The sequence below is a fragment of the Marivita hallyeonensis genome, from assembly GCF_900129875.1.
GTDB lineage: Bacteria > Pseudomonadota > Alphaproteobacteria > Rhodobacterales > Rhodobacteraceae > Marivita > Marivita hallyeonensis.
Genome location: NZ_FQXC01000001.1, coordinates 580039 through 593877, shown reverse-complemented (window position 1 = coordinate 593877; position 13839 = coordinate 580039). Strand labels below are relative to the sequence as shown.

Below are 13839 nucleotides of genomic sequence, written 5' to 3'. Positions count from 1 at the left end.
TAACACTTTGTAAAGATTTATTTTTCCTGCGTAACATCTCGTATTAGACCTTGGTTGCATTTCGCCGTTGGAAAGCCCATTTTGACCGTCTTCCCGCCACCGCTATTTTCGTTCGGTGAGACCAGTCGAATCTTTGAGGCACACCATGCCAGATGATGCCATTCTTCACTCCCCCGCTCCTGACGTGCGAACGCGCGAAAAATTGGAAGGCGGTATTCGTTTTCGCATGCAAACCGAATTCAAGCCTGCTGGGGACCAGCCGACTGCCATCAAAGAGCTTGCGGGCGGAGTCATGGACGGCGAGCGGGACCAGGTCCTGTTGGGCGCGACGGGCACGGGCAAGACCTTCACCATGGCCAAGGTGATTGAGGAAACGCAGCGGCCGGCGATCATTCTGGCACCGAACAAGACTTTGGCGGCGCAGCTATACGGCGAATTCAAGGGGTTCTTCCCGGACAACGCCGTCGAGTATTTCGTCAGCTACTACGACTATTACCAACCCGAAGCGTACGTTCCGCGGTCTGACACGTACATCGAGAAGGAATCTCAGATCAACGAACAGATCGATCGGATGCGCCACTCGGCCACGCGGGCGCTTCTGGAGCGGGACGACGTGATCATCGTGGCTTCGGTTTCGTGCATCTACGGTATCGGTTCGGTCGAGACATACGGAGCGATGACGCAGGATCTGCATGTCGGCAAGGAGTACGATCAGCGCAAAGTCATGGCCGATCTGGTGGCGCAGCAATACCGCCGCAACGATCAGGCGTTCCAGCGCGGGTCTTTCAGAGTGCGCGGAGATTCGCTTGAGATCTTTCCGGCTCACCTCGAGGACCGTGCCTGGAAGTTGTCCTTCTTCGGCGAGGAGTTGGAAAGCATCACGGAATTCGATCCGCTGACGGGCGAGAAAACCGACACGTTCGAGCGTATTCGCATCTACGCCAATTCCCACTACGTCACCCCGCGCCCGACGCTCAATCAGGCGATTGTCGGCATCAAGAAGGAGTTGCGGACGCGGCTTGATCAGTTGGTGAACGAAGGCAAGCTGCTCGAAGCGCAGCGGTTGGAGCAGCGTACGAATTTCGACCTCGAGATGCTTGAAGCCACCGGGTCCTGCAACGGGATCGAGAACTACTCGCGTTATCTGACCGGACGCGCGCCGGGAGAGCCCCCGCCCACCCTGTTCGAATTCATCCCCGACCACGCCATCGTCTTTGCCGATGAAAGCCACGTTTCCGTTCCACAGATCGGCGGCATGTACAAAGGCGACTATCGCCGCAAGTTCACGCTTGCCGAACACGGCTTCCGCCTGCCTTCCTGCATGGACAACCGCCCCCTCAAGTTCGAGGAATGGGACGCGATGCGGCCTCAATCAGTGTTCGTTTCGGCCACGCCTGCATCCTGGGAGCTGGAGCAGACGGGCGGTGTGTTCACTGAGCAGGTGATCCGTCCCACCGGCCTTCTCGATCCGGAGGTCGAAATCCGTCCGGTCGAGATGCAGGTCGACGATCTGTTAGACGAAATCCGCAAGGTCGCTGCCGATGGCTATCGCACGCTGGTCACGACGCTGACGAAACGGATGGCCGAAGACCTCACAGAATACCTGCACGAACAAGGGATCCGCGTGCGCTACATGCACAGTGATATCGACACGATTGAACGGATCGAAATCCTGCGTGATTTGCGACTGGGTGCGTTCGACGTGCTTGTGGGCATCAACCTCCTGCGTGAGGGCCTCGATATTCCGGAATGCGGATTGGTCGCTATTCTGGACGCCGACAAAGAAGGCTTCCTGCGTTCAGAGACCTCGCTCATTCAGACCATCGGTCGTGCGGCGCGTAACGCGGATGGCAGGGTCATCATGTATGCCGACCGCATGACCGGTTCGATGGAGCGCGCCTTGGCGGAAACCAATCGCCGACGCGACAAGCAGATCGCCTACAACATAGAGCACGGCATCACACCCGAGACGGTCAAGAAGAACGTCGAGGATATTCTTGCGGGACTCTACAAGGGCGACGTGGACATGAACCGCGTGACCACGAAGATCGACGACAAGATGCAGGGGTCCAATCTGAAGGCGGTTCTGGATGGGCTGCGGACCGATATGCGAAAGGCAGCGGAAAACCTTGAATTCGAGGAAGCCGCCCGTTTGCGGGACGAGATCAAGCGGCTTGAAGCTGTCGACCTCGCCGTTGCCGACGATCCCCTTGCGCGTCAGTCAGCGGTAGAAGCGGCTGCTGATGCGGCGGTGAAGTCATCCGGTCGATCGACCGCAGGTCGGCCCGGCCAACGCGGTGGGAATGTGAAGCGGCGCAAGAAACGGTAGATTGGGCAGTACTGCCCGGCTGTGCGCTGCCTTCCCCTTTCCCGTTCCGTCGCATAGTAAAAGCAGGCATGACTCTCCGGCCCTTTTCAGTGACCTGCTTCCACCACGCTCTTCTTCCCAGCGTTTTGCTCTTGTCGGCAGTGCAAGTGCACGCAGAAACGGTCTGTGCCGATCCACCTTTCGACAGCCCCGAACCGATAGCACGGGTTGTCGAGGCGACCTCTGAGGCGATCTCTGGATTTGCCGGGCTTGAGATGACGCTGTCATCTGCAATTCGTGAGATTTGCATCGCCGACAAACTCCATGCGGCGCGCGGCTATTTCGAACCAGAGGCCAGACGCATCGTGCTGGCGCCCGATCTTGAAGGTGGCTTGCCGGAAGCCGTTATGGTTCATGAATTGCGCCATGCAGAGCAGTACGCGCTCGGGCTTTGCCCCTCTTTGTCGCTGGCGATGAGAGATTACGCCCAGGCGATCTTTGCGATGGAAGCGGATGCGTCGGTCGCGAGCCTCGTCGTCGCGGCACGTCTGAAGGAAAGCGGTAACGATTCCATGTGGGAGGCCATTTCGCGTTGGCCCATGCAAAGCGATGTCGCGGCGGCTTTCGAGACCAGGCTTGAGGAAACGGATAGCCTTTCGCAAGCGGCGCAGGCGGGTTTCGATGCGTGGTTTGCGAACGAACAGCGGACCGACGTGTACTACGTATCAAGTTGCCTGGATTACCTCGATCGGACGGAAGAGGCGCATTTGCTGCCGCAATATGACCGGGTTGCGCCTGAGTTTCTGGATCAGCTCTGTACCCTTCCAGACGGCACGCCCTACCAGTGCGCGTTGCCCGAAGACTGACGGTCAATCGTCGAAGGGACGCACGGACCTTTGGCCGTTGTATCAGATGAAAGGCACAAAAGGCACGCCGCAAGCGCTCAGAGCAACCAAGCTGGCAATCGCAATCCACACACGCATATCGATCTCCGAATCTTGGACCCATCGCGAGGCGCTGGATCGTCCAAATTGAGCCGTTGTGTTGCACTTATCCGAGCTTTGCGTCGAAGTCGAACACCTCCTTGCCGTCGCCCGGCGGTAAATCGAATGACTGCACCACTGGCCTGCACAGAGACTCACGCTACTCTTTGAGCATGCGTCTATTCTCTTTGGCCTTTGCCCTGATGGTTTCACCCATGTCTGCCGCTGCGTGGGAGTTCACACCGGTGCCCATCTGCACGCTGTTTCACCAAGGTGAAGACATGGCGGTCATGGTCACGTACGATCATTCCGTTCGCGAGTACGCGATCCATCTGTCGCGAGAGGGGGGCTGGCCCGAAGATGACGTGTTCTCGATGCGGTTCGAAGGAGAGCGCGGACTGACGATTTCGACCACGCGCCATAGTGTCGACGCGGTCGATCCGAGGACATTGACCGTGAAGGACCGCGGTTTTGGAAATGTCCTCAACGGTTTGAACTTCAACGCTCGCGCGGTCGCCGTCCTGGGTGACCTCGAAGTGCCCGTTTCTCTTGATGGTGCCGCCCCCGCAGTTGAGGAATTCCGCGCTTGCCCGACGGACCAGTTGGTGCTGAGGACGCCGGGTATCGACCGGTCAGCATCCTGACCTGCTCCAGACAAGCGCCGTGTCGCGCGTTCACAGGCACGTCGCCGTCGGCTTGCGTTGGATTTGCTGTGTGAGACGCCTTGCAGTAGCATCGCCGGATGGTGCGTGTCCTTCCGATAATCCTGCTGGTTGCCGCTTGCGCTACACCGCAGGAACGTTGCGTGTCTGACGCCACCGCGCCCTATCGCGCGGCGCTGAAGGAACGCGCGACGATCTCTGAAACGCTGGCTCGTGGATACGCGTACAAAACGGAATTCGTGACGCGACGCGTCTTCACGCGCTGTTATCACGGACGGGACACCTATATTCCCTGTTGGAAAAATGAGACCATTCCGATCACGCGGCGTGTCAGCATCGATCGCGCGGCGTTGACAGCACGCGAAGCAGAGCTTGCGCGTCGCCTGCCGTCCTTGGCTCGCGCCGCAGAGCGTGGAACACAGACCTGCAACACGCTGTACGCTGTGAGTGACGCCTGATCTGATCGTCTTGCCGGTGCTTCTGGAACCTGTTTAGACGTCAGCATGACCGCGCTTCCCATTGATGAGGTACTTCCGGAACTGCTGGCGCATTTGCGCAAGGCTGGACGCGCGGTATTGCAAGCGCCGCCGGGAGCCGGGAAAACCACGCGTGTGCCACTGGCCATGCTTGAGGCTGGCCTCACCGACAAAAAGATCGTCATGCTGGAGCCCCGTCGCCTTGCCGCGCGCGCTGCGGCGGAGCGGATGGCGGAAACACTGGGCGTCCCGGTTGGGCGCACGATCGGTTACCGCGTGCGTGGAGACACCAAGGTCTCGAAAGATACGCGGATCGAGGTCGTCACCGAGGGCATCCTGACACGCATGATCCAGTCCGATCCCGAGCTCACGGGGATCGGTGCCGTCATTTTCGACGAGTTCCACGAACGGTCTCTGAATGCGGATCTGGGGCTTGCGCTGAGCCTCGAAATCACTGACGCGTTGCGCGAGGATTTGATCCTTCTTGCCATGTCGGCCACGCTGGATGCGGCGCCGGTGGCGAAGCTCATGAAAGCGCCCATCGTGACGTCCGAGGGAAGGAGCTTCCCGGTTGAGACACGTTGGTTGAGCAAACCGCGCAGCAAGATTGAGCGGTTCGAGAACGGTTTTGCCGATCTCATCCTGAAAGCCGCGACCGAGACGGAGGGCGGCATCCTAGCGTTCCTGCCGGGCGAAGGAGAGATCCGGCGGGTGATGGCGCAGCTGGACGGGCGCTTGCCCAAGTCCGCGAGACTGCGACCACTCTACGGTGCGCTTCCGTTCAAGACGCAGCGCGAGGCCATTCAACCGGAAAGCGATGGGCGCAAGATTGTGCTGGCCACGGCCATCGCCGAAACCTCGCTCACCATCGAAGACATCCGGGTTGTCGTGGACGGCGGGTTGGCGCGCCGTGCGCGGTTCGATCCCGGGTCCGGAATGTCGCGTCTTGTGACCGAGAGGGTGACCAAGGCCGAAGCCACACAGCGTGCCGGCCGCGCGGGACGGGTTGCCGAAGGTGTCGCCTACAAGTTCTGGAGCAAGGGCGAGGATGGCGCGCTTTCCGCCTTTCCGCCCGCCGAGATCGAGGCCGCCGATCTATCCGGGCTGGCATTGGAACTGGCTCTTTGGGGCGCGCAGGCGGGCGATCTGCCATTTCTCACGCAACCCCCAGAAGGTGCTCTTGCCGAGGCGCAGGGTTTGCTGCGCATGTTGGGTGCGCTTGACGAAAAGGGACTGATTACAGGGCACGGTCGCAGTTTGGCCCGCTTACCGCTCCACCCACGTCTGGCCCACATGCTGGCCATAGCCGGGCCGGATGCGGCTGATTTGGCGGCGCTTTTGGCCGATCGGGACCCGGTGCAGGGCGGCGGAGTCGATCTGAGCCTGCGATTGGAGGCCCTGCGCGATCCTAGGCGCTTTGCCGCGACACGCACCGCAACCATGAACCGGGGCGCCATAGATCGGATCAGGACAGAGGCCAAACGCCTTCGCAGCGTCGTCGATGGCACGCCGAATAAACCGGTCGACCCGGCCGAGATGGCAGCATTGGCTTATCCGGACCGGATCGGCTTGCGCCGCAAAGGTGATGCGGCGCGGTTCCAGTTGTCCGGTGGCAAAGGCGCGGTGATGGACGACGGCGATGCGCTTGCAGGCGCACGGTTGATCGTTGCAACCGACCTTGATGGCAATCCCAGAGAGGCCCGCATCCGGCAAGCCATCCAGATCACCGAAGCATCGGTGCGCGACTTGTTCGAGGATCAGATTTCGTGGGTCGACATCTGCACATGGTCCAAGCGGGATCGCCGCGTCATTGCCCGGCAGCAGGAGATGTTCGGCGCAATAGCCTTGGATGACCGCATCTGGAAAACGGTTCCTGATCACGCCGTCGCCGAAGCCATGCTGGATGGCGTTCGCAATCTCGGTCTGAGTCCGGCGCTGACCGATGCCGCGAGGCGCTTTCTTGCGCGGGTGAAGATCGGACGGGAGGCCGGGCTCGACCTGCCGGATATGTCCGAGGGTGTTTTGATGGAGACCATCAAAGACTGGCTGCTTCCGCACCTGAGCAGCGTTCGCGCGGCGGCTGATTGGAAGCGGTTCGACCTTCTGCCCGCCTTGCGCGGGATGCTTGACTGGGCGCAGCAAAAAAGCCTCGACTCCGCTGTGCCAGCCACCTTCGAAACGCCGCTGGGACGAAGCATTCCGATCGACTACTCGGGTGAGCACCCGGAAATCTCGCTCCGTCTGCAAGAGATGTTCGGTCAGACCACGCATCCCCGCGTAGGAATCACGCCGTTGCGTGTTACGCTGCTATCCCCGGCGCAACGTCCGGTGCAGACCACAATGAATTTGCCCGGGTTCTGGGCAGGTTCCTACGCCGATGTCCGCAAGGACATGAAGGCAGCGTATCCCAAACATCCCTGGCCGGAAGATCCGACCGAAGCTGACCCGACCCTGCGTGCAAAGCGCAGAAGGACCTAGAGCGGTTTGATCAGCGCCAGATTGCCCTGATCGGTGGGGACACGCGTCCTGAATTCGGCGCGATCCAATTGGCCCGAAATCGTCTGAAACACATCTTCCATGAACACGGGATCGTCGAAATACCAGGTGTGCCCGACATTCGGACCGCGCCCGAAATCGCTGTCCTTGAAGTGTTTCCCGCAATAAACGTTCACACCCTTGCGATGTTTTGGATCCGCCATCCCGTTGCGCCCAGCGCGCGGCGCCACACCCAACCTTTTTACCGCCGAGATCGATAGCGCATCGTCAAGCGGATTGTAGTAATTCGTCAATCGAACGCAGTGGCGGTAGAGGGAGCTGCTTTTGGGGTTGCCTTCGCTCAGGCTATCGACCGAAAGATCCGCCGCCGCCAACATGATCTGGCTCACCGACCAGCTTTTGCCGGCAATGCGCGCTCGGTCGTCGGCGTCGTCGAAAGCTTCGCGCACAACGTAGCACCCCATCGAGTGCGCCAGGATGTGTAGATCGATGCGGCAATCCGGCTGTTGGAGTGCAGAGAAAGTGGCAACGCCATCCTTGACCAACCGGAAAGCGGACAGCTTGGCGTCCTCGCGATCTTCGAGGTAGTTCAGCGCAGTGTCCGCACTTGGCCAGTCGAAACTGACAACCACCCCCTTGAAGCCCTGATGTCTCAGGCCGTTCTTGATCTTGCGGTGACGTTCCAGAACCTTGGCCTGCGAATTGTTAAAACCGTGCACGTAGAACAGGATGTCACCCTTCGTGTTGGGGTTCGGCGTTCCGCCTTCAGCTTCGACCAAAATGGCCTTGGTCCACGCGGATTTTGAAATCCGCTGGTGCCACGCCAAAGTCGATGCGGATTCGGGAACCGCGAGGAAATGACTGGCCGACGGTTCGTTTGAAAACCCGTCACCACGCTTGCCCCGCGCAACGAATACGTAATCCATGAGCAATACTCCTTAAATCAATGCCGTCAGTTTACGCGGCTTCGCCGCATTCCCAAAGCGGTGCGGCCAGCCCTTGCTGGACTGCGCGGAAAACCGTACATCCCGACCCATGCTTGATGATGCCGACGACATTCACCCGCTGTTCTACGGTGCGCCGAAAACCACCGAGTTCAAAAAACTGCGCAAGCGGATCGTGCAGAATGTGCGCGAGGCGATCGAACAATACGGTATGATCGAGCGGGACAGCCGCTGGCTGGTGTGTCTGTCCGGCGGCAAGGACAGCTACACGCTTCTGGCGGTGCTCTACGAACTGAAATGGCGCGGCCTTCTGCCGGTGGACCTGCTCGCATGCAATCTGGATCAGGGACAGCCCGGTTTCCCCGCCACTGTTCTTCCGGACTTCCTTGAAAAGATGGGCGTTCCGCACCGGATCGAGTATCAGGACACCTATTCCATCGTGGTCGATAAGGTGCCTCAGGGACGGACCTACTGCGCGCTCTGTTCGCGGCTGCGGCGTGGCAACCTGTACCGCATCGCGCGCGAGGAAGGATGTTCGGCGGTGGTCTTGGGTCATCACAGGGACGATATCCTTGAGACCTTTTTCATGAACCTGTTCCACGGCGGGCGCTTGGCCACGATGCCGCCGAAACTGGTGAACGAGGACGGCGACCTGTTCGTCTACCGCCCGCTCGCGCATGTTGCCGAGGCCGATTGCGAGAAGTTTGCCAAAGGAATGAACTATCCGATCATTCCATGCGACCTGTGCGGCAGTCAGGACGGATTGCAACGGCAGCAGGTCAAGGCCATCCTCGACGGGTGGGAGAAGAATTCCCCGGGGCGTCGGCAAGTGATCTTTCGTGCGCTAACCAACGCGCGGCCGTCACATCTGTTGGACGAAAAACTCTTTGATTTTGCAGGGCTTTCCATAAACCGCGGCGAAATCGACGAAAATTCGGACGAGATTCCGAAGCTTCGTTAAGACCTCGGTTACTCGTTTCGATGCAAGGTCCGGAGGAATTTCTACCGGGCTTGGACATCATGCCGCCGATCCATCACTCCAATACCGCGCGCCTGCTGCAGACCGGGCTGCGCGGTCCCCACATGCTCGCCTTTCTACCCGCAGTTTGCCTGATAGCATACTGGGCCGGCGGAGAAGTGCTTTTGGTGGCCGTCGCCCTGTTCACGCCCCTGCTCTACGCAGCAATCGGCGGGTTCGGCAGCCTGACCCTTGGGGATCAACCAGCCGAACGTGCACCGGGATATCGCGAGGTTGCGCAGGACTTTCTGGAGATCGCCCACCATCATGGCCAGACCACCGCCTGCTTCCAGATCGGTGTTTCGGGGTATGACGAAATCGCCCGTACGCTGGGCGAGGAGTCAGCAGACGAAGCGCGACACTTTATAAAGGATCGTTTGACGTCTGCGCTCCGAAAGAGCGACCGAGTTTTTCAGATCGGTGAGTCCCGATATGTCGTTTTCATCGCGCCGGGATTTCGCCTGAAGCTTGACGGTCTTCTCGATCTCGCTTCGCGTCTGCGCGCGGCGATCGAACAACCGCTCTCGCTGAAAGGGACAACAAGATATCTGTATGCCGCGACCGGCATTGCATCATCGCTTAATTTCCGTCGCAATGTCACCGCGGAGACCTGGATGGCGTCAGGCGCGCATGCCTTGGCGGATGCCCTGGCCTCTGGACCATCGACGACGCGGATCTGGTCCGACAGGCTCTCACACAAAAGACAGTCCGAACACGCGTTGCGGGAAGACCTGACCGATGCGTTGGCGAACGGGCAGATACAAGTGCATTTCCAACCACAAGTTCGTGCGCTGTCGGGGGAAGTTGTCGGCATGGTCGCAACACCGCAATGGGATCATCCCAGACGCGGTCCTGTACAGGCGTCCGAAATCCTGCGTTCGGCAAAGGACAGCGGAGCAATTGAACATCTGGGCAAGACCTTGCTGTCGCAAAGCCTTGCAGGCTTGCGGCAATGGGACTTGGAGGGGCTTTCGATACCAACGGTCAGCGTGCCATTTCCCGAAGCCGCGATGCGAAATCCGAACCTCGCGGATCAAATCAATTGGGAGCTGGACCGCCTAGGGCTGCCCGCACATCGGATCGCTCTGCTTATCCACGGAAATGCCGTCGGTGACTCGCCGGAGGATGTCGTGCATCGCAATGTCCATGCCTTGGCGGATATGGGCTGTCGCATCGATTTGGATGGGTTTGGGACCGGCAAGATGCCCGTTTCGACCCTGCAGTACTATCCAATCCATCGGCTTATCATCGGTCAAAACCTGGTCAAAAGCGCAGACCAATCGCCAGACGCCAAGCGCATGCTCGCCGCCGTCTGCGCAATGGCTGAAAAATTGGGGCTGGAAACACTGGCTGATGAGATCGAGACGGTGGCCCACCACGCCGTCATGCGGGATTTGGGTTGCGATTACGTGCAGGGTCTTCTGATCGGGAATGCCATGCCCGCTGCAGACGTGGGAGGCTGGATAGCTAAGCATGTCGTGAATGCAGACATGCCGTCGGTCCAAGCCATTTGACTTGCCAAACACCAGCAGGTTTTGATGTGCAATCGACAGTCTGACGGCCAATCAATTTCGCCTGAACAAATGCCGCAGGGCCCGTGGATAACCGGGAATCTGCTTGACCTTCACGCATAGTGCCTGTTGAACCCTGCGATAATTCACAAGCACAGGTGGCGATCCCCGATGGACGATCAAAACAAGAACCTTCTTATCGCGACAGCGCTGAGTTTTGCGGTCATTCTTGTCTGGTTTGTCTTGTTCCCGCCGCCGGAGCCGACCGTCGCTCCCGAAACGGCCCTGCCACCTGCGTCCGAAGCCACGTCCCCAGCCATCGCGACCACGCCGGATGCGGCACCCGGAACAACGACGACCGCGCAATCCGCGCCGCCGGAAATTGCAACCGCACCTCGTGTTCCCATCGCAACGGACCGCTTGCAAGGGTCCATCTCGCTTGCCGGTGGGCGCATCGACGATCTGTCGCTGAAGGATTATCGCGAAACGCTCGATCCTGACGCGGATATCGTGCATCTATTGGAACCCGTCGGTACCGAGAACCCGCACTACGCGCTGTTCGGTTGGGCTCCTGGCAGCGGTCTTGGTCTTGACGATGTGCCAAGTGTCATGACCCCTTGGACAGTCGAGAGCGGTGAAACGCTGACCACAGAAACACCCGTCGTGTTGCGCTGGGACAGTCCGGCGGGCCTGACATTCCGACGCACGATCGAGGTCGATGAAGACTTCATGTTCAGCATCACCCAGTCCGTCGAGAATGCCAGTGGCACCGCGGTTTCGATGGCCCCCTATGGCCTGATCGCGCGTCATGGCGAACCAATGGATTTGAAGAATTTCTTCATCCTCCACGAGGGCGTGGTCGCCATGGCAGATGGCACGCTAGCCGAGATTGACTACGACGAAATGCCGGACTTTGCCGTCGTGCCATCCGAAGGCGCGCGCGCCGAGGTCACGCAAGTGACCGAAAGCGGCTGGATTGGGTTTACCGATCATTACTGGATGACGACCATCATCCCGGAGAACGGCACGCCGTTCCGGCAGGTCGCGAAATACAGCGACGCAAACAACATCTATCAGACCGAAGCCGTACAACCGACGGTTACGGTCGCGCCGGGCGAGACCCGCACCGTCACCACCCAGCTTTTCGCCGGCGCGAAGGAATGGGAAACCATCCGCAAGTACCAAAATCAAGGCGTGGACCGTTTCATCGACTCGATCGACTGGGGCTGGTTCTTCTTTCTGACAAAGCCGATCTTCTGGCTATTGCACCATCTCAACCTGCTGATCGGCAACATGGGTTGGGCAATCATCGGGCTGACGTTGATTATCAAGGCCATCCTGTTCCCGCTGGCGTACAAATCCTACGTCTCCATGGCGAAGATGAAGGAACTTCAGCCCGAGATGGAGAAGATCAAGGAACGTGCGGGCGACGACAGGCAGAAGCTTCAGCAGGAGATGATGGAGCTCTACAAGAAAGAGAAGGTGAACCCGGCCTCTGGATGTTTGCCCATACTTCTGCAGATTCCGATCTTCTTCTCACTCTACAAGGTGATCTTCGTCACGCTCGAACTGCGCCACGCGCCGTGGCTTGGGCCGTTTCAGGACCTGTCCGCGCCTGACCCGACCTCGATCTTCAACCTGTTCGGCGCGCTGCCCTGGGCAGCGCCTGCACCCGGTTCCCTGCTCGCGCTGATCTTCATTGGTATCCTGCCGCTTCTCTTGGGCATCTCCATGTGGCTGCAGCAAAAGCTGAACCCGGCCCCCACTGACCCGACGCAGGCCATGATCTTTGCCTGGCTGCCGTGGGTGTTCATGTTCATGCTGGGCGGGTTTGCCAGCGGTCTTGTGGTGTACTGGATCGCCAACAACACGATCACCTTCACGCAACAATACCTGATCATGCGTTCGCAAGGGTACAAGCCGGACGTGTTTGGCAATATCAAGTCCGGTCTGAAACGCGGTCCGAAGACCGACGAGAAATGACCGCCCGCGTCACCGAGATCTGGCGGCACCCGATCAAGAGCCTTGGCCGGGAAGCGCTGACATCGGTGGCGTTGCGCGCGGGCGAGGCGATGCCGCTGGATCGCTCATGGGCGGTGGCTCATGAACGATCCACGGTTGACGGGTCGGAATGGGCACCGTGCGGGAATTTCTGCCGGGTCGCCAAGATACCGGCCCTGATGGCCGTGACCGCGTCCACCGACAACGCAACAGGAGCGATCACATTGCGCCACCCGGATCAGGCGGACTTCGTCTTCGATCCCGAAGATGACGGCGCCTCTTTAGTTGACTGGGTACAAGGCCTCGTTTCCGACGAGACGTTGCAGCCCGCGCGCCTGGTGCATGCGCAAGCCGCAGCGTTCACGGATAGCGACTTCCCAAGCGTGACGCTGTGCAACCACGCGTCCCACAGAGCGGTAGAGCAGCGTGTTGGGCGACCGTTGTCTCACCTCCGATGGCGCGGCAATATCTGGATCGACGGGCTTGCACCGTGGGAGGAATTCGACTGGGACGACAAAACCGTGCGCATTGGGGAGACGCTACTTCGCATCCGCGAACGCACGGATCGGTGTATGTCGACGCATGCCAATCCCGAGACCGGCAAACGCGACGCGGATGTTCTCGGCGCTCTGGGCAGTTGGGGGCATCAGGACTTTTCGGTCCGGGCAGAGGTGGTTGAAGGTGGAGATATCCGCGTGGGCGATGAGGTGACACGTGTCTGACATGCGCCTGCCCTTCCCGCTTGTCGAAGACCCTGACGACGCCTCGCGCGAGCGGGGTCGCAAGCTCTTTGCCGGTGAGGTGGACTTCCTCAAGGGTGTGGTCGCCATGTCCGGTCTTCCGCCGGATGATAGGATCGAAGTGTGCTTCGCCGGGCGATCGAATGTCGGGAAGTCGTCGCTCATCAACGCGGTGACGGGCCGCAAGGCGCTTGCACGGGCATCGAATACACCGGGCCGCACACAAGAGATCAACTTCTTCACCGTCGGCGACGACAGGTATCTTGTCGACCTTCCCGGCTACGGTTACGCGAACGCGCCGGTGAACGTCGTTGAAAAGTGGCAGGCGCTGCTCAAACAGTACCTGTCGGGCCGCGCCAGCCTGCGCCGTGCCTTCGTGCTGATCGACAGCCGTCACGGCATCAAACCGGTCGATGACGAGATTATGACGTTGCTCGACAAGAGCGCGGTCACCTTTCAGGTGGTGCTGACCAAGTCGGACAAGATCAAGCCGTCGCAGCACGACGCCGTGTTGGACCAGGTGCGAGAGAAGTTGTCGAAGCACCCCGCAGCCTTTCCCGAACTGATCTCGACAAGCAGCGAAAAGGGCGACGGCATCGCCACGCTGCGCGCGGTGATTGCAGGCATCACGTAAGCCCGGCCGCTCAAAACGGCTTGCCTCGCCAAGCCGCTTGCCGCACACAAGGCCATCGCCGGAGGA

General features: G+C 59.8%; 11 protein-coding genes. 10 read left to right on the top strand and 1 reads right to left on the bottom strand.

Going from position 1 to position 13839, the window contains the following annotated elements; all coding sequences use genetic code 11:
- The first annotated feature begins 145 nt into the window (after positions 1–145).
- The 5 genes from uvrB to hrpB all read left to right on the top strand — a co-directional run bounded on the left by uvrB (position 146) and on the right by hrpB (position 6907).
- Positions 146–2329, top strand: coding sequence for an excinuclease ABC subunit UvrB (gene uvrB / locus BUA42_RS02930; RefSeq protein WP_072776181.1), 2184 nt, complete (start codon positions 146–148; stop codon positions 2327–2329).
- Positions 2330–2469: 140 nt separating this feature from the next.
- Positions 2470–3174, top strand: coding sequence for a DUF6782 family putative metallopeptidase (locus tag BUA42_RS02925; RefSeq protein ID WP_218588602.1), 705 nt, complete (start codon positions 2470–2472; stop codon positions 3172–3174).
- Positions 3175–3494: 320 nt separating this feature from the next.
- Positions 3495–3935: an excinuclease ABC subunit B gene (locus BUA42_RS02920; RefSeq protein WP_245818946.1), complete on the top strand. Its 441-nt coding sequence runs from the start codon at positions 3495–3497 to the stop codon at positions 3933–3935.
- A 161-nt stretch (positions 3936–4096) separates the two neighbouring features.
- On the top strand, positions 4097–4411 hold the full coding sequence (locus BUA42_RS02915) for an excinuclease ABC subunit B (protein ID WP_245818945.1): 315 nt from the start codon (positions 4097–4099) through the stop codon (positions 4409–4411).
- A gap of 45 nt (positions 4412–4456) precedes the next feature.
- Entirely contained in the window at positions 4457–6907 is a 2451-nt protein-coding gene (gene hrpB, locus BUA42_RS02910) for an ATP-dependent helicase HrpB (protein WP_072776177.1), read from the top strand.
- Here the strand turns inward: hrpB and BUA42_RS02905 are convergent.
- Entirely contained in the window at positions 6904–7851 is a 948-nt protein-coding gene (locus tag BUA42_RS02905; protein WP_072776176.1) for an alpha/beta hydrolase, read from the bottom strand. The genes hrpB and BUA42_RS02905 overlap by 4 nt on opposite strands.
- A gap of 109 nt (positions 7852–7960) precedes the next feature.
- Here BUA42_RS02905 and ttcA point away from each other — a divergent pair, with 109 nt between their 5' ends.
- The 5 genes from ttcA to yihA all read left to right on the top strand — a co-directional run bounded on the left by ttcA (position 7961) and on the right by yihA (position 13773).
- Positions 7961–8830, top strand: a complete 870-nt coding sequence (gene ttcA / locus BUA42_RS02900; protein WP_072776175.1) for a tRNA 2-thiocytidine(32) synthetase TtcA — start codon at positions 7961–7963, stop codon at positions 8828–8830.
- A gap of 20 nt (positions 8831–8850) precedes the next feature.
- Positions 8851–10401: a GGDEF domain-containing phosphodiesterase gene (locus BUA42_RS02895; RefSeq protein ID WP_072776174.1), complete on the top strand. Its 1551-nt coding sequence runs from the start codon at positions 8851–8853 to the stop codon at positions 10399–10401.
- Positions 10402–10569: 168 nt separating this feature from the next.
- Entirely contained in the window at positions 10570–12381 is a 1812-nt protein-coding gene (yidC, locus tag BUA42_RS02890) for a membrane protein insertase YidC (RefSeq protein ID WP_072776173.1), read from the top strand.
- On the top strand, positions 12378–13121 hold the full coding sequence (locus BUA42_RS02885; RefSeq protein ID WP_072776172.1) for an MOSC domain-containing protein: 744 nt from the start codon (positions 12378–12380) through the stop codon (positions 13119–13121). The genes yidC and BUA42_RS02885 overlap by 4 nt, the downstream gene beginning before the upstream one ends.
- 1 nt (position 13122) lies before the next feature.
- On the top strand, positions 13123–13773 hold the full coding sequence (yihA, locus tag BUA42_RS02880) for a ribosome biogenesis GTP-binding protein YihA/YsxC (RefSeq protein ID WP_072776171.1): 651 nt from the start codon (positions 13123–13125) through the stop codon (positions 13771–13773).
- The last annotated feature ends 66 nt before the right edge of the window (positions 13774–13839 follow it).

Excerpts from the sequence above, each read along its gene's own strand:
- uvrB (WP_072776181.1), top strand. The coding sequence starts at position 146 with ATGCCAGATGATGCCATTCTTCACTCCCCCGCTCCTGACGTGCGAACG.
- BUA42_RS02920 (WP_245818946.1), top strand. The coding sequence starts at position 3,495 with ATGGTTTCACCCATGTCTGCCGCTGCGTGGGAGTTCACACCGGTGCCC.
- hrpB (WP_072776177.1), top strand. The coding sequence starts at position 4,457 with ATGACCGCGCTTCCCATTGATGAGGTACTTCCGGAACTGCTGGCGCAT.
- BUA42_RS02905 (WP_072776176.1), bottom strand. The coding sequence starts at position 7,851 with ATGGATTACGTATTCGTTGCGCGGGGCAAGCGTGGTGACGGGTTTTCA.
- ttcA (WP_072776175.1), top strand. The coding sequence starts at position 7,961 with ATGCTTGATGATGCCGACGACATTCACCCGCTGTTCTACGGTGCGCCG.
- BUA42_RS02895 (WP_072776174.1), top strand. The coding sequence starts at position 8,851 with ATGCAAGGTCCGGAGGAATTTCTACCGGGCTTGGACATCATGCCGCCG.
- yidC (WP_072776173.1), top strand. The coding sequence starts at position 10,570 with ATGGACGATCAAAACAAGAACCTTCTTATCGCGACAGCGCTGAGTTTT.
- BUA42_RS02885 (WP_072776172.1), top strand. The coding sequence starts at position 12,378 with ATGACCGCCCGCGTCACCGAGATCTGGCGGCACCCGATCAAGAGCCTT.
- yihA (WP_072776171.1), top strand. The coding sequence starts at position 13,123 with ATGCGCCTGCCCTTCCCGCTTGTCGAAGACCCTGACGACGCCTCGCGC.